The following is a 15604-nucleotide window of genomic DNA, read 5'->3' on the forward strand; positions in this document are numbered from 1 at the left end:
ACTGACGGGAGTGGGCGGAATGAGCGTGCTGAACGGGATCGGGGTCGTCGGGGCGGGCGGCGAGGGACGGGCCGTGGCCGCCCACCTCGCCGCGCGGGGGCTGCCCGTGCACCTCTACACGCGGGACCTCGGTGCCGTGGCGGGGATCGCGCGCCGCCGGGAGATCGTCGCGCGTGGTGCGCTGGAGGGCCGGTTCCCGCTGCGGGAGGTGACTTCGGACCCCGCGGAGCTGGGTGGCCGGGCCGTCGTGCTGATCGCCACCGTGACGACCGCCTACCCGGAGGTCGCCGCCCGGCTCGCGCCGCACCTGAGCGCGGGGCAGGTCGTGGTGCTGTTCTCCAGCAAGCTCTGCGGGAGCGTCGAGTTCGCGCACGCGCTCGCCGCCGCCGGGGCACCGGACGTCGACGTCGTCGAGACCGACGCGCTTTTCGCCGCCCGGCCGGCCGGGACCGACGGGGTGACCGTGCTGGGCGCCAAGCAGTGGAACCTCATTTCCGGCAGCACCCCGGCCGCGGTCGGCAGGCGGGCCGGGCTGCTGCGCGAGTGGTTCCCGGTGCTGGAGGTCGCGCGCAACCCGGTGGAACGCGGGCTGCACGACTTCGGCGCGGTCGCGCACGTGCCGATCGCGCTCGCCAACCTCGGGACCATCGACCGCGCGGAGGAGCTGCTCTTCTACGTCGACGGCGTCTCGGCGCGCACGATCGCGTTGCTGGAGCGGACCGAGGCCGAGTTCGCGCTGGTCGCGCGGGCTTACGGGGCTCGGCTGATGCCGATGACCGAGGTGCTCGACCGGTACTACGGCTGCCCGGCCACGACGCTGCTGGACGCGCTGCGGACGGTGGAGCCGTACCGGACGATCGCCGCTCCGACCAGCCTCGACCACCGGTTCCTGACCGAGGACATCCGGTCGACTTTGGTGCCGCTGCAGGCGCTCGCGCGGTGCGCCGGGGTGGCGACGCCGGTGGTGGACGCCGCGATCACGATCATGTCGGTGCTCGGCGGGGAGGACTTCCGGCGGACCGGGCGCACCCTGGGGCGGCTCGGCTGGGAGGGGCTCGGCCACGAGGGGATCGTGCGCCGGCTGGGGGATGGGCGCGGGGTGGCGGACCGGGCGGCTTGAGACCTCGCGGGCCGGGTACAGCTCGGAACCTCGCGGAGCTGAGCGGGGCCGGGCCGGGGTGCCGATTGGCGGCGGGTGGGCTGGGTGCCCACGAAGGGGGGAGATGGGCCGGCGGGGCCACCTCCCAGGGCCGGGCAGGCGAGGTGGCACCTGGACCTCGCCGGGTCGGGCAGGCCGGGCCGGGCTGCCGGCCAGGGGGCGGCGGGGGCCGGGCCGGCAGGTGCCGGGCCAGGGGCTGCCACGCCAGGGGCGCCGGGGTCGGCCGGGCCAGGGCTGCCGGGACGGGGGCTGCCGGGCCAGGCAGCCCCGGAGCCGTGCGGACCGGTGGCGGTCGGCCGGAGCGGTGGCCGTTACCGTGGGTTCGTGCCTCGACGCAACCGTCCCGGCCGCCGCTCGGACGGTGGGCCGTCGCCTGAGCGGGAGCTTGGTGCCGCTACCGGGTGGGCTCGGGCCGAGGCCGGGGCGGATGGTGACTGGCTCGTGCGGACCGTGCCCGGGGCGCAGGCCACCAAGTTCTACCGCTGCCCCGGCTGCGACCACGAGATCCGGCCCGGGACGCCGCACCTCGTCGTCTGGCCCGCCGACGAGACCGGGTCCGTCGCCGACCGGCGGCACTGGCACCGGCCCTGCTGGGACGCGCGGGCCCGGCGGCGGCCGACCCGGCGCCGGTGATCCTTCACTCTCCAGTTGTCAAACAGCGGACCGGCTTCAGCGCCGGTAGTGCCTCGACATCGCGCCGTCGTACACCTCCTCCGTGTACTCCGTGAAACCGAGGCGCTCGGCCACCCGCAGCGACGGCTTGTTCGCGATGCTCACGCTCGCCAGCACCGGCACGGACGGGAGGTCGCGGGCGCACCACTCGAGGACCGCCTGCCCGGCCTCGACCGCGTACCCCTTCCCCCACGCCGACGGCCGGAAGCGGTAGCCGAGGTTCAGCACCTTCTCGCCGTGGAACTCCCGCAGCCGGACGCCGCACATGCCGATCACCTCGGTGCCGCCGCGTTCGAGGACCGCGGGGTAGCCGAAGCCGTGGTCGGCCCAGTGCGCCAGCCAGTCCGAGAACATCGCCGACGCGCGCGGGACGTCGGGCGGGTCGGGGTGGAACCGGTTGGTGCGGGGATCGGTGTGGATGTCGACCATCGCCTGCCGGTCCGCCTCGTGGAGCGGACGCAGCAGCAGCCGGTCGGTTTCGATGTCGGTGAACACATCGGCGAAGCTAGCCCGGGGGTCCGACAAAATGGCCCGCATGACCGAACTGCCGCTGGTCCTCCTCCACGCCTTTCCCCTGGACGCCCGCATGTGGGACGCGGTGCGCGAGCCCCTCGCTTCACACCTTCGGGTGATCACACCGGACCAGCGCGGGCTCGGCCGCTCGCCGCTGCCGGAGTCCGGCCGGGAACCGAGTCTCGAAGACGCCGCCCGGGACGTCGTCGCCCTGCTCGACCGGCTGGACCTGGACCGCGTCGTGCTCGGCGGCTGCTCGATGGGCGGCTACCTCGCGATGGCCGTGCTGCGGCTGGCGCCGGAGCGGGTCGGCGGCCTCGTGCTGATCGACACCAAGGCCACGCCCGACACGCCCGAGGCCGCGCAGAGCAGGCTGGACGTCGCCGAGCGCGTCGACCGGGAAGGCATCAAGCCCTGGCTGGCCGAGGTCAACCTGCCGAACCTGCTGGCGGAACCGACCCGGACGGGACGGCCCGAGCTCGTCGAGACCGTCCGCGCGATCATCGAATCCCAGCCGCCCGCCGGCATCTCGTGGACGGCGCTCGCGCTGCGCACCCGGCCCGACTCCCTCGGGCTGCTGCGGGAAGCGGGCGTTCCGACGCTGGTCGTCGTGGGCGAGGCGGATCCGATCACCCCGGTCGCGGCGGCGAGCGAGATGGCCGAAGCCGCCGGCGCCACGCTCGCGGTGCTCCCGGACGTCGGGCACCTGACGCCGCTGGAAGACCCCGCGGGCGTCGTCGAGGCGATCCTGTCCTGGTACCCGGCGACCCACGAAAAGACCCATGAAAAGACTCACGAGAAGTAGGCGGCCAGCGCGGAACGGGCTTCGGGCAGCCGGTGCGGGAACCGCTTCGCGATGACGTAGCGCCACGCGACGGCGAACAGCTCCCGCAACCGCGTGCACGCGGCGAGGTCCTCGACGGGCACCGAGCCGGGGTACGCGGCCAGGTACTCGGGTCCGCCCTGCCGGGCCAGGATGGCCAGGTCCCAGGCGAGCGGCCCGTGCCAGGTGTCCTCGAAGTCGAGCCAGCACGGGCCGCCGGGCGTCGCGATCAGGTTGCCGGGGTGCGCGTCGCCGTGCAGCGGGCGGCCGGCGGCGTCCGGCAGCCCGGCTTCGACGCGCGCGGCCTCGGCCGCCAGCCGGGGTGCCGCGCCGTCCATCGCGTCGCCGTGGAGCGCGAGGATGCGTTCGAGGTCGTCGAGCGGGCCGCGGCGGGGCAGTTCGCCCGGGTACCCGCGCAACGCCGAGTGCACTTCCGCGAGAGATCGCGCGACGGTGTCCGGTGCGTACCGGTGGCCCGGATCGTGCGGGGTGTGGTGCCAGAGCGTGACCGGCAGCCCGGCCGCGAAATGGGGTCCGGCCGGGGGATCCGTGGTGGGTGAGACGACGCGCACACCACGGTCCGTGAGGAACCTCGAGACCGCGACGTCGCGGGCCAGCCAGGCCGACGGCTCCGGCCGGGCGAGCGCCGTCGTCGCCGGCACCCTCGCCACGAGCGGACCCAGTCTCACCAGCACGTTCGAGCGCTCGTGGAGCACTTCGGGATCGTGCTCGGGCAGGCCGAGCCGGGTGGTCACGGCCAGTGCCGCGCGGACCGCTCCCCGCGTGTGTTCGTCGGTCACGGCCCGATCTTGCCAGCCGGTGCGCGCGACTGTCGGTAGCGAGGGCTACGATCCCCCTAAGCCGCCGGACCGGGTGTTCCCGGGCCCCGGAGGCCGGACGATGACCACCACAAGGTTTCAGTGTTGGAGGCAGGAGTGACGGCCGTAGCCCCCAAGCCGATCGCGACGCGCCCGTACCCCGCGCGCGAGTCGGTCAAGGGTTCGTACCTGCTGCGGTTGTTCCGCACGACGGACCACAAGCAGATCGGGATCATGTACCTGGTCACGTCGTTCGCCTTCTTCATGGCGGGCGGCGCGATGGCCATGCTGATCCGCACCGAGCTGGCGCGGCCCGGGCAGCAGTTCCTTTCGCAGGAGCAGTACAACCAGCTGTTCACCATGCACGGCACGGTGATGCTGCTGCTGTACGCGACCCCGATCCTCTTCGGCTTCGCGAACTTCGTGCTCCCGCTGCAGATCGGCTCGCCGGACGTCGCGTTCCCGCGGCTGAACGCGTTCTCGTACTGGCTTTACCTCTTCGGCGGCCTGATCGTGCTGTCGGGCTTCCTGACGCCGGGTGGCGCCGCCGACTTCGGCTGGTTCGCCTACACCCCGCTGTCGGACGCGATCCACTCGCCGGGCGTCGGTGCGGACCTGTGGATCTCCGGCCTGGTGGTCTCCGGTCTCGGCACCATCCTCGGCGCGGTCAACATGGTCACCACCGTGGTCTGCCTGCGCGCGCCCGGCATGACGATGTACCGGATGCCGATCTTCACCTGGAACATCCTGGTGACGTCGATCCTGATCCTGCTCGCCTTCCCGATCCTGACCGCGGCCCTGATGGGCCTGCTGGCGGACCGGCACCTCGGGGCGCACGTGTTCGACCCCGAAAACGGCGGCGTGATCCTCTGGCAGCACCTGTTCTGGTTCTTCGGCCATCCCGAGGTCTACATCGTCGCGCTACCGTTCTTCGGGATCGTGTCGGAGATCTTCCCGGTGTTCAGCCGCAAGCCGCTGTTCGGCTACAAGAGCCTGGTCTGGGCGACGCTGGCCATCGCCGCGCTGTCCGTCGCGGTGTGGGCGCACCACATGTACGCCACCGGCGCCGTGCTCCTGCCGTTCTTCTCCTTCATGACGTTCCTGATCGCCGTCCCGACCGGCATCAAGTTCTTCAACTGGATCGGCACCATGTGGAAGGGCCAGCTGTCCTTCGAGACGCCGATGATCTTCTCGATGGGCTTCATCGTCACGTTCCTCTTCGGCGGCCTGACCGGCATCCTGCTGGCCGCGCCGGCGATCGACTTCCACGTGTCGGACAGCTACTTCGTCGTCGCGCACTTCCACTACGTGCTCTACGGCACGATCGTGTTCGCCACCTTCGCCGGCATCTACTTCTGGTTCCCGAAGATCACCGGCCGGATGATGGACGAGAAGCTCGGCAAGTGGCACTTCTGGACCACGTTCATCGGCTTCCACGGCACGTTCCTCGTCCAGCACTGGCTGGGCGCGGAAGGCATGCCGCGGCGGTACGCGGACTACCTGACCAGTGACGGCTTCACGACGCTGAACACGATCTCCACGATCGGCGCGTACATCCTCGGTGCTTCGACGCTGCCGTTCATCTGGAACGTCTTCAAGAGCTACCGGTACGGCGAGATCGTCACGGTGGACGACCCGTGGGGCTACGGCAACTCGCTCGAGTGGGCGACCTCCTGCCCGCCGCCGCGGCACAACTTCACCGAGCTGCCCCGGATCCGTTCCGAGCGGCCGGCGTTCGAGCTGCACTACCCGCACATGATCGAGCGCCTCCACAGCGAGGGCGAGATCGGCTTCTTCGGCAAGCAGAAGGTCAACAGCCACGCGGCGCCGTCGCAGGTGCTCACCGAAGCGGTGATCCCGGGTGACCACTCGAACGACAACGCCAGCGAGCAGGGCGACAAGTAAGTACCTGATCGAGTGAGCGCGTGCCCGGCTTTTGTGAAGCCGGGCACGCGCTCTACTTATGTCCGACCCCGGACCGGCAGACTGACCGTGCAGCGTTGCCGAACGAGGGATGACCAGTGACCCAGACCCCCGTCCTGATCACGACGACCGGCCCCGACAAGCCGGGCGTCTCGTCCGTGCTGTTCGCCGTGCTGACCCGGCACGACGTCGACGTGCTCGACGTCGAGCAGGTCGTCATCCGCGGGCAGCTGGTGCTCGGTGTGCTCGCCGGGGTCTACCGCGACCCGGAGGGCCTGCAGGAGTACGTCGAGCAGGCAATGGCGTCGGTCGGCATGACGGTCGACGTCAAGATCGGGTCGGCGATCGGGGACGACCCGTTCGCGCTCGGCCGCCGCGACTCCACCCACGTGCTGGTCGTGCTGGGCCGTCCGGTCACCGCGCGGGGCTTCTCCGAGGTCGCCCGCCGGCTGGCGTCGCTCGGCGCCAACATCGACGCGATCCGCAGCGTCGCCGACTACCCCGTGACGGGGCTGGAGCTGTACGTCTCGGTCGACCGCGACACCCCCGAGGCCGACACCGCGCTGCGCTCGGAGCTCGCCGACGCCGCCGTCGAGGCGGGCGTCGACATCGCCGTGGAGCGGGCCGGCATCACGCGCCGGGCGAAGCGGCTGGTCGTCTTCGACGTCGACTCGACGCTCATCCAGGGCGAGGTCATCGAGATGCTGGGCGCGCACGCCGGGGTCGAGCCGGAGATCCGCGAGATCACCGAAGCGGCCATGCGCGGCGAGCTCAACTTCAGCGAGTCGCTGGAACGGCGGGTCGCGCTGCTGGCGGGTCTGCCGGCGACGGCCATCGACGAGGTCGCCGCGTCGATCGAGCTGACCCCGGGCGCCCGCACCACGATCCGCACGCTCAAGCGGATGGGGTTCAAGACCGGTGTGGTGTCCGGCGGGTTCACGCAGGTCATCGGCGGTCTGGTGGCGGAGCTCGGCCTCGACTTCGCGGCGGCGAACGACCTCGAGATCGTGGACGGCAAGCTCACCGGGAAGGTCGTCGGCGAGGTCGTCGACCGGGCCGGCAAGGCGAAGGTGCTTCGCCGCGTCGCCGGTGAGTACGACATCCCGCTGGAGCAGTGCGTCGCGGTCGGGGACGGCGCCAACGACATCGACATGCTTTCGGCCGCCGGCATGGGCGTCGCGTTCAACGCCAAGCCCGCGTTGCGCGAGGTGGCCGACACCGCGCTGTCGCACCCGTACCTCGACGCCGTGCTGTTCGTCCTGGGGCTGACCCGCGGCGAGGTCGAAGCGGCCGACGCCGCCGACGGGCTCGAGCTGATGCGTCCGTGAGCAGCGTTCTCGACCCGCTGGGCGCCCGCTACGCCTTCTGGCTGGGGCTGCCGGCCGAAGACACGTCGGACACCTCCGACGAGCTCCCGGAGCAAGTCCGCGCGATGCCGGTCATCCTGCGCATCGAACGGGCCGAGCCGCCGGGCCGCACGCCGCTGCTGGAGGCCGCGGCGGCGGCCGCGCTGGCCGTGTGCCTGGACGAGCGCGCCGAGCCGGGCGGCGAGTGGGCCGAGCCGATGCACGCGTGGCTCGACAACCGGATCCGGAAGGTCGCGCGGCGGGCGCGGGGTGCGCACTGGGCGGCGGTGCAGGAGCTGCCGGGCGTCACCGTCGAGATCGACGGCGCCGAGGCGCGGGCCCTCGTCCCCGGTCTCGTCACCGAGACGCCCAAGGAAGTCGCGCGGCTGCAGATCTCGGGCAGCGAGCTGCCGCCGGACGAGCCGGGTCCGATCCCGGACGGCGTCCCGCTGCTGCTGCTCAACCCGCACGTGCCGATGACCGTCGGCAAGGCCTCGGCGCAGGTCGGCCACGCGACGATGATCCTCGCCGCGCTGCTGGACGACGCCGCGCTGGCCGGCTGGGCCGCGCGGGGATACCGGACGGCGGTGCGCACGGCGAGCCCCGTGCAGTGGAAGGAACTGCACCCGGGCGACGACCCGGAAGGCGCGTGGCGGCGCGACGGCGTCATCGCCGTGCGGGACGCCGGGTTCACCGAGGTCGACCCGGGCACGATCACGGTTCTCGCTCAATGGGCGCCGGAACAAGCGCGTCCCTGAGCCGGTTGGAGCGGGCATGGGACTCGAGGTTCAGCGTGACGGCAAGCACGCGTTCGTAGGGCGCAACGACCGGGGCGCGGAGGTCCGGCTGGGCCGGGCGGGCGCCGAAGGGGCGTTCTCGCCCGCGGAGCTGCTGCAGATCGCGGCGGCGGGCTGCAGCGCGGTGACCGCGGAAGAGCTGATCACGCGGCGGATCGGCGAGGACTCGAAGTTCCGCGTCAGCGTGACCGCCGACCGGCGTGAGGGCGCCTCGGAGCTGGACGCCGTGCACGTCGCGTTCGACGTCGACGTGTCGACATTGGCGGCGGACCAGCGGGAGGCGCTGGCGGGAGCCGTGGACCGCGCGATCGAGCGGCTGTGCACGGTGAGCCGGACGCTGAAGAAGGGGATCCCGGTGACGGAGGAGTTCCCGGTCTGACCGTCAGTCGGCGAGGCTCAGGACCTGCGCGCCCTGGTCGATCCACCCGCCGGGGCCGAGGTGGTCCTTGGCGTACACCTGGTGAGCGGAGTTGAGCAGCGCCTGACGTGGGCCGCCGTCGGACACGGCGATCGCCCGGGCGCCCTGGTCGAGCCAGCCGCCGCTGAGCTCGTCCTTCGCGTAGACCTCGCTGTCGGGGGCCAGGACGGAGACGCGGTTCTGCCCCGCGGACGCGAGGTCTTTGAAGTGGATGAAGTGGCTGAGCCACTGCGCGTCGGTAGGTGGGGGTGGGGGCGCCATTGACGGCCGAGAGCACGTAGGCCGCGTAGTTCGTGAAGTTGTGGCCGCCGTGCGCACCCCAATGGCCGTCGAGGTAGTGCTGCTCGAAGCTGTGCGCGGTGTGACCGGCGGCGATGCACGTGGCGTACGAACTGCAGGAGCGCAGAACTGTCACGCTGGCCGAAGCCGTTCCCGCGCCGGTGATCGCGGCTACCACAGCCACCGCGAAAGCCGTGCCGACGGTGGCGGATCTGTTACGCGGGGCGTCCCGTCAGTTCTGGGTGGATTCCCAGACGACGTAGGCCTGGTCGGCGTCCGTCGTCATGGCCTCGATGAACTTCTCGTTGTCGAAGCCCGGCAAGGCCTGGAGGCGCTCGATCAGGGCGTCGGCCGCCGGGTCGCCGCTCGGGACCGCGGTGCCCTTGCCTTCGGTGTCGACCAGCATGAAGAACACGTCTTCGTTCCATGGGCCGTCGGGGATCACGCGGACCATCACCGACGACAGGCCGGCCCACGTGACAGCTTCTTCGCTGCCGTCCGCGAGACGCCGCCGCACGCCGGTGTCGTCGACACTGACGGTCCGGGACTGTGCGCTGGACGAATCCTGGGTCAACCGGTGCTCCCTTGTTGCTGTGCCGCTGGTACCAATCCGACCACAGCCACGGCCGCATGACTTCCGTAGCGGCGGTTACGTCCCCCGTGGGGGGGCGGCCTGCTTTTGGCCGGATTGGTACCGGGGTTGCTTCACCGTACCGGTCGGTCCTGTGGACCGCGTCACGCGGGCGCGGCTGCGTCGAGCCGGCGCAGGGCCTCGCGCACCACCTTCGGGTCCATCGTCGGCCAGAACGGCGGCAGCGACGCACGGAGGAATCCGCCGTAGCGGGCGTTCGCCAGCCGCGAATCCAGCACCGCGACCACCCCGCGGTCGGTGACCGAGCGGTGCAGCCGGCCGGTGCCCTGCGCCAGCAGCAGCGCCGCGTGCGTGGCCGCCACGGTGAGGAACCCGTTGCCGCCGCGGGCTTCCACCGCGCGCTGGCGGGCCGAGGACACCGGGTCGTCCGGGCGGGGGAACGGGATCCGGTCGACGACCACGAGCTGCAGCGACGGCCCCGGCACGTCCACGCCCTGCCACAGGGACAGCGTGCCGAACAGGCACGTGCGGACGTCCTCGGAAAACTTCTGGACCAGCAGCGACGTCGAATCCTCGCCCTGGCAGAGGATCGGGAAGTCGAGCCGCCCGCGCATCTCCTCGGTGGCCTGCTTGGCGGCGCGCATCGAGGAGAACAGGCCCAGCGTGCGCCCGCCCGCGGCCTCGATCAGCTCCGCCAGTTCGTCCATTGTGGACGACGCGAGGCCGTCACGGCCCGGCGGCGGGAGGTGCTTGGCCAGGTAGAGGATGCCGTTGCGCTTGTGGTCGAACGGCGAGCCGACGTCCAGCCCGGTCCACTTGGGGCCCTTGTCGACGTCCGACGGCACTTCCTTCTCCGTCGCGGTCCCCGGCGCCTGCTCGACGCGGGCCGCGGCCGGCGGGAGACCCCACTGGCGCGCCATGGTGTCGAACGTGCCGCCGAGGGTGAGCGTCGCCGACGTCAGGATCGTCGTGTGCTGGTTGAACACGCGCTCGCGCAGCAGGCCGGCGACGCCGAGCGGCGCCACCTTCAGCGCCGGCGGGCGCGGGTTCGACGAGAACTTGTCGCCCGACAGCCAGACGACGTCGCGCTGGTGCGCCTGGTCGTCGTCGAACGCCTCCAGGAGCCGGACCGCGGTGTCGTGCACTTCGTCGAGCAGCGAGCGCGCCAGCTTGCGTGCCGTCGCCCCCTCGACGTCCTCCTTTCGGTCGGACCCGAGCGCGGTGATGCACGCGTGCGCGGCGTCGCGGATCGCCGGGATCGCGCCCTGCAGCGGCCGCGGCAGCTCGTCCAGCCGGCCCGCGGGCAGGTCGTCCACGATCAGCGCCAGCCCGTCACCCGCCTCCAGCAGGCCGTCGGCGACGTCGGCGTCGATCAGCTTGCCGCAGCGGCGCGCGGCCGACGCGCACATCGCGCTGGTCAGCTCGCCGGTGGCGACCGAGGTGACCCGGTCGACCAGGTCGTGGGCCTCGTCGATGATCACCACGTCGTGGTCCGGCAGCACCTGGTAGCCCTGCAGGGCGTCGATCGCCAGCAGCGCGTGGTTGGTCACGATGACGTCGGCGCGGCCGGCCTCGGCGCGGGCCTTCTCGGCGAAGCAGTCCGTGCCGATCGGGCAGCGCGAAGCGCCGAGACATTCCTTCGCCGTCACGGAAACCTGGCGCCACGCCTGGTCGGTGACGCCGGGGACGAGCTCGTCGCGGTCGCCGGTTTCGGTGTCCGACGCCCATTCCCGCAGCCGCGTGACCTCCTTGCCGAGGCGCGACACCGCGAACGGATCGAAGAGCTGGGCGTCCTCCGGCTCGTCCGGCGCGCCGGAATCCAGCCGGTGCAGGCACATGTAGTTGCGGCGGCCCTTGAGGATCGCGAAGGTCGGTTCGCGGCCCAGCGGCTTCTTCAGCGCCTTCGCCAGGCGCGGGAGGTCGCGGTCGACCAGCTGGCGCTGCAGCGCGATCGTCGCCGTCGAGACCACGACCGTGGCCTCCTTCTGAACGGCGTGGCGGATCGCGGGGACGAGGTACGCCAGCGACTTGCCGGTGCCGGTGCCCGCCTGCACGGCCAGGTGCTCGCCGGTGCGGATGGCACGCCCGACGGCGTCGGCCATTTCGACCTGCCCTGGGCGTTCGGCACCACCGACGGACTCCACCGCGTGGGTGAGGAGTTCGAGGACGCCGGGGAAATCAGTTCGGGCGGGCACAGCGACACACATTAGCCGCCGGGACCGACAGGATCGGTGATCCGTCGCGAACGGGCCGCTCGCGCCGGATCACCGAGAGCGTCAGTCCTGCTTGCGGCCCGAGACGAGCTTCCAGGTGAGCGGCAGCAGACCCGCCGCCACGACGATCTTGATCGCGTCCCCGACGAGGAACGGCGTGACGCCCTTGGCGAACGCCGTCGACAGGTCGAACCCGGTCGACGCCATCAGCCACGGCACGCCGAAGGCGTAGATCACGAGGTTGCCGAGCACCATCGTGCCCGCGGTGCGCACCGGCGTCCGGTCGCCGCCGCGGCCGGCGAGGGCGCCGACCAGCGCGCCGGCGAAGACGAACCCGACGATGTAGCCGGCGCTCGCGCCGGACAGGCCCGCGGTGCCGTGCTGGAACCACGGCACGCCGACGGCGCCGACCAGCAGGTACACCAGCATCGACGCGGCACCGCGCGACATGCCGAGCGACGCACCGACGAGCAGCGCGGCGAACGTCTGGCCGGTCATCGGCACCGGGCTGCCCGGCACCGGGATGGTCAGCTGCGCGGCGGCGCCGGTGAGCACGGCACCGCCGGCGACCAGCGCGATGTCCCGGACGAGCGAGCCGGGGACGAGGTCGGCCAGCACGGGCCGCTTGCCGGCGAAGGACAGCGAAGACACGAAACCTCCCTGGGTGAGCAAGTCGATCGAGGTTAACGCTCGTTACCGCCGCAAAACCCGCGAAGTTGCGTTCCTCACCGGCCACCCGTCCGGGTGGACCCGATCAGGTGCGCCACCGGGCCTGCCGATGACGAGAGGGGTAACTACGAACTGTCACGTGACCGAGGAGGCCGGTGCATGCGGAACGCCAGGAAGAGGACAGTCCGGTTGCTGGCGGTGACGACGCTGACCGCGCCGCTCCTGGCCGCCGCGGCAGCCGGCGCGTCCACCGGATGGGCGTCTTCGGGCTCGCTGGACGTGACCATCGACAACGAGCACGTCGTCACCGGTGAGCTGGCGAAGTGCACCGTGGACGGGCCGTACAGCGCGCGGACGCAGGGTGGCGCGACGGGCGACGTCGCCGCGTTCGGGATGGGCGAGTCCGGCTGTGGCCGCTCGGGGGCCGTCTCGGTCGCGCAGGCGTCCGGGCACCGGTTCGAGGCCACCGTGCTCAAGCGCTACGGCGGCCCGGTGATCACCGTGCGCACCTTCTCCGCGAAGTGCGCGACGAGCGAGACCGGCAGCGGCGGCGAGGTGTCCATCGGCGCCGTCCAGGGGATCACCGTGCCCGCGCAGATCCCGCCGAACCACCGGATCGTCATCCCCGGCGGGGCCGCGGGCACCGCGCTGGCGACGGTGGTCCTCAACGAGACCGTGACGCCCCAGCCGCCGGACGGCAGCCTGGTGACGCACGCGGTGCACATCGAGCTGTTCCCGCAGGGCGGCCCGGCCAGCGGCGACATCTACCTGGGCACGGCGGCCTGCGACCCGTACGGCAAGAAGTAATGCCGCACTTTCACGTGAAAGTGCGGCTTTGCGGCGCAAAGCGGGAGGCCGCTGCGACGAACTCGCCCGCGCGGGTGGCCAGGTCCGGGAGGCTGCCGCCCGGGCTGAGCGCGTCGCCCAGCAGCGGGGTCGCCGCCGCGACCGCGATCGCGCCCGAGCGCAGGTAGGACTCGACGTCGGCCAGGTGGACGCCGCCGGTCGGGACCAGCGGGACGTCCGGCAGCGGCGCCCGGACCGCGCGCAGGTACGCGACGCCGCCGGCGGCCGCGATCGGGAACACCTTCACCGCCGCCGCGCCGAGGCGCCACGCCTGGTCGATCTCGGTCGGCGTGAGCGCGCCGCAGACCACCGGGGTGGCCAGCTCGGCGGCGCGTTCCAGCACCGCCGGGTTGACCGTCGGGGTGATCAGGTACGCCGCGCCGGCGTCGACCGCGGTGTCCACATCGGACGGTTCGCGGACGCTGCCCGCGCCGATCAGCGCGTCTTCGCCGAGGGCCAGGCGCAGCGCGGTGATCGCCGCGGGCGCGCCCGGCGTCGTCAGCGTCGCTTCGAGCAGGCGGACGCCCGCCGCGTGCAGCACCATCGCCGCGTCGGCGAACCGCGACGCGTCCGAAGCCCGCAGGATCGCGACGAGCCGGTGTTCCGCCAGCGCGGCCCGCAGGTCCTTCACGAGGCCGGCGGCACCGCGGCGGTGCCCGTGTAGGAGACGCCCGCCTCGTCGAAGTCCTTCAGCGTCGCGTCGACGGTCGGCTGCGAGCCGCCGACCGTCAGGTCCAGCAGCACCCGCACGCCGAAGCCCGCCTTCGCCGCGTCGAGCGCCGTCGCGCGGACGCAGAAGTCCGTCGCGATGCCGACGACGTCGACGTCGGTGACGTCGTGCTCGCGCAGCCACGCCTCCAGGGACTTCCCGTCGCGGGCCGCGCCCTCGAAGCCGGAGTAGGCGGCGCTGTACTCGCCCTTCGAGAACACCTCGCCGATCGGGACGACGTCGAGCGCGGCGTGGAACGACGCACCCGGCGTGCCGGCGACGCAGTGCACCGGCCAGCTGTCCTTGAAGTCGGGCGTCTCGCTGAAGTGGTCGCCCGGGTCGATGTGGTTGTCCCGGGTGGCCACCACGTGGCTGTACCCGCCCTCGGCGGCCTGCTTCGAGATGCCGGCGGCCGCGGCGGCCCCGCCCGGCAGGCCGAGCGAACCCCCTTCGCAGAAGTCGTTCTGCACGTCCACCACGATCAGCGCGGTCCCCATGGTCGGACTCCGTTTCAGAGGAAGAGTGTCGGGATGGCGGGCTCGCCGTGCGAGAGCTTGAGGCCCTCCCACGGCAGGCTGACCAGGCCGCGGCGCAGCCGTTGCCTGGCATCGTCGAGCGTAGGCAGGTCGGCCTCCGTGCGGCCAGCGCGGATCAGCGGGATCTGCAGCGGCCGGTCGTTGGCCTCGGGGGCCGGCGCGGTCGCCGCCGTGGTCCAGACGACCTCCTCGACCGCCGTGCCGGTGCCGCGGTGGCGCCGCAGCGCGGACTTGCGGCCGCCGCGGGACTCCTTGTGCGCGCTGCGCTTGGCGACCGGCTTGCCGTCCACCTCGACCAGCTTGTAGACCATGCCGGCGGTCGGCGCGCCGGACCCGGTGACCACCGAGGTGCCGACGCCGTACGCGTCCACCGGCTCCGCGCGCAGCGCCGCGATGGCGTGCTCGTCGAGGTCGCCGGAGACGACGATCCGGGTGTCCTTCGCGCCGAGGGCGTCCAGCTGCTCGCGGGCGCGGCGGGCGAGCGGGCCGACGTCGCCGGAGTCGATCCGGATCGCGCCGAGCTCCGGGCCGGCGACGCGGACCGCCGTCTCGATGCCGGCGGTGATGTCGTAGGTGTCGACCAGCAGCGTCGTGTCCGCGCCCATCTTCCCGACCTGGGCGCGGAAGGCCGCTTCCTCGCTGTCGTGCAGCAGCATGAAGGCGTGCGCGACGGTGCCGCGCGTCGGGATGCCGTAGCGGCGGCCTGCTTCGAGGTTGGACGTCGTCGCGAAGCCCGCCAGGTACGCGGCGCGCGCGGCCGCGACCGCCGCGTACTCGTGCGTCCGGCGCCCGCCCATCTCGATGATCGGGCGGCCGTGCGCGGCGCCGGACATCCGGGCCGCCGCCGACGCGATCGCGCTGTCGTGGTTGAGGATCGACAGGACCAGCGTCTCCAGCAAAACGCACTCGGCGAACGAGCCGGTGACGGTCAGGATCGGCGAGCCCGGGAAGTACAGTTCGCCCTCGGCGTAACCGTCGAGGTCACCCGAGAACTCGTAGCCGGCGAGCCAGGACAGCGTCGCGTCGTCGACGACCGCGGTCGCTTCCAGCTGCGCCAGTTCGGCGTCGGTGAAGCGGAAGTCCGCGATCGCGTCGAGCACGCGCGCGGTGCCCGCGACGACGCCGTAGCGCCGCCCGGCCGGCAGCCTCCTCGCGAAGACCTCGAACACGCAGGGCCGCTCGGCCGTCCCGTCGGCGAGCGCGCTGCCCAGCATGGTCAGCTCGTAGTGGTCGGTGAGCAGCGCAGTGCTGGCCGTGACCGGCTCCGGTGAACCCATGGGGTCAGCCTATT

Annotated in this window: 17 protein-coding genes; 8 read left to right on the top strand and 9 right to left on the bottom strand. The window is 72.4% G+C overall.

All coding sequences use genetic code 11. The features are described from left to right. Positions 1-19: 19 nt before the first annotated feature. Together MUY14_RS45545 and MUY14_RS45550 are read left to right on the top strand one after the other, a co-directional pair. Positions 20-1120, top strand: coding sequence for an NAD/NADP-dependent octopine/nopaline dehydrogenase family protein (locus MUY14_RS45545; protein WP_247019220.1), 1101 nt, complete (start codon positions 20-22; stop codon positions 1118-1120). Positions 1121-1483: 363 nt separating this feature from the next. Further along, positions 1484-1792, top strand: a complete 309-nt coding sequence (locus MUY14_RS45550; protein WP_247019221.1) for a hypothetical protein — start codon at positions 1484-1486, stop codon at positions 1790-1792. Positions 1793-1828: 36 nt separating this feature from the next. On the opposite strand, the gene MUY14_RS45555 is transcribed toward MUY14_RS45550, so the two are convergent. Beyond that, positions 1829-2368, bottom strand: a complete 540-nt coding sequence (locus tag MUY14_RS45555; protein ID WP_247019222.1) for a GNAT family N-acetyltransferase — start codon at positions 2366-2368, stop codon at positions 1829-1831. On the opposite strand from MUY14_RS45555, the gene MUY14_RS45560 reads away from it, so the two are divergent. Further along, a complete protein-coding gene (locus MUY14_RS45560) occupies positions 2367-3149 on the top strand; it encodes an alpha/beta fold hydrolase (RefSeq protein WP_247019223.1) in 783 nt (260 codons plus the stop codon). The genes MUY14_RS45555 and MUY14_RS45560 overlap by 2 nt on opposite strands. Here the strand turns inward: MUY14_RS45560 and MUY14_RS45565 are convergent. Then, positions 3137-3967, bottom strand: a complete 831-nt coding sequence (locus MUY14_RS45565; protein ID WP_247019224.1) for a phosphotransferase — start codon at positions 3965-3967, stop codon at positions 3137-3139. The two genes, MUY14_RS45560 and MUY14_RS45565, sit on opposite strands and share 13 nt — an antisense overlap. Positions 3968-4102: 135 nt before the next feature. Between MUY14_RS45565 and ctaD the strand changes: the two genes are divergently transcribed. From ctaD to MUY14_RS45585, 4 genes are all read left to right on the top strand, one after another. Continuing rightward, entirely contained in the window at positions 4103-5890 is a 1788-nt protein-coding gene (gene ctaD / locus MUY14_RS45570; protein WP_247019225.1) for a cytochrome c oxidase subunit I, read from the top strand. A gap of 116 nt (positions 5891-6006) precedes the next feature. Then, a complete protein-coding gene (gene serB, locus MUY14_RS45575) occupies positions 6007-7236 on the top strand; it encodes a phosphoserine phosphatase SerB (protein ID WP_247019227.1) in 1230 nt (409 codons plus the stop codon). Beyond that, on the top strand, positions 7233-8012 hold the full coding sequence (locus MUY14_RS45580) for a peptidyl-tRNA hydrolase (protein WP_247019229.1): 780 nt from the start codon (positions 7233-7235) through the stop codon (positions 8010-8012). The genes serB and MUY14_RS45580 overlap by 4 nt, the downstream gene beginning before the upstream one ends. A gap of 16 nt (positions 8013-8028) precedes the next feature. Then, positions 8029-8430, top strand: a complete 402-nt coding sequence (locus MUY14_RS45585) for an OsmC family protein (RefSeq protein WP_247019230.1) — start codon at positions 8029-8031, stop codon at positions 8428-8430. 3 nt (positions 8431-8433) lie between these two features. On the opposite strand, the gene MUY14_RS45590 is transcribed toward MUY14_RS45585, so the two are convergent. From MUY14_RS45590 to MUY14_RS45605, 4 genes are all read right to left on the bottom strand, one after another. Then, complete coding sequence (locus MUY14_RS45590) at positions 8434-8730, bottom strand: hypothetical protein (RefSeq protein WP_247019232.1); 297 nt, start codon at positions 8728-8730, stop codon at positions 8434-8436. Between the two features lie 250 nt (positions 8731-8980). Beyond that, complete coding sequence (locus tag MUY14_RS45595) at positions 8981-9322, bottom strand: hypothetical protein (protein WP_247019234.1); 342 nt, start codon at positions 9320-9322, stop codon at positions 8981-8983. Positions 9323-9483: 161 nt separating this feature from the next. After that, entirely contained in the window at positions 9484-11535 is a 2052-nt protein-coding gene (locus MUY14_RS45600) for an ATP-dependent DNA helicase (protein ID WP_247019236.1), read from the bottom strand. An 81-nt stretch (positions 11536-11616) separates the two neighbouring features. Then, a complete protein-coding gene (locus MUY14_RS45605) occupies positions 11617-12204 on the bottom strand; it encodes a biotin transporter BioY (protein ID WP_247019239.1) in 588 nt (195 codons plus the stop codon). A gap of 207 nt (positions 12205-12411) precedes the next feature. Here MUY14_RS45605 and MUY14_RS45610 point away from each other — a divergent pair, with 207 nt between their 5' ends. Next, entirely contained in the window at positions 12412-13029 is a 618-nt protein-coding gene (locus MUY14_RS45610) for a choice-of-anchor P family protein (protein ID WP_315863309.1), read from the top strand. A gap of 10 nt (positions 13030-13039) precedes the next feature. Here the strand turns inward: MUY14_RS45610 and MUY14_RS45615 are convergent, their stop codons facing one another. From MUY14_RS45615 to MUY14_RS45625, 3 genes are read right to left on the bottom strand one after another with little or no spacing between them, the layout of a single operon-like run. Further along, positions 13040-13699, bottom strand: coding sequence for a bifunctional 4-hydroxy-2-oxoglutarate aldolase/2-dehydro-3-deoxy-phosphogluconate aldolase (locus MUY14_RS45615; protein WP_247019243.1), 660 nt, complete (start codon positions 13697-13699; stop codon positions 13040-13042). Further along, positions 13696-14274 (bottom strand): isochorismatase family protein, encoded by a 579-nt coding sequence (locus MUY14_RS45620; RefSeq protein ID WP_247019244.1) that lies wholly within the window; start codon positions 14272-14274, stop codon positions 13696-13698. Before MUY14_RS45620 ends, MUY14_RS45615 begins: the two co-directional genes overlap by 4 nt. 14 nt (positions 14275-14288) lie before the next feature. Further along, a complete protein-coding gene (locus MUY14_RS45625; RefSeq protein ID WP_247019247.1) occupies positions 14289-15590 on the bottom strand; it encodes a nicotinate phosphoribosyltransferase in 1302 nt (433 codons plus the stop codon). Positions 15591-15604 lie beyond the last annotated feature (14 nt).

Origin of the sequence: Amycolatopsis sp. FBCC-B4732 (assembly GCF_023008405.1) — a bacterium.
GTDB lineage: Bacteria > Actinomycetota > Actinomycetes > Mycobacteriales > Pseudonocardiaceae > Amycolatopsis > Amycolatopsis pretoriensis_A.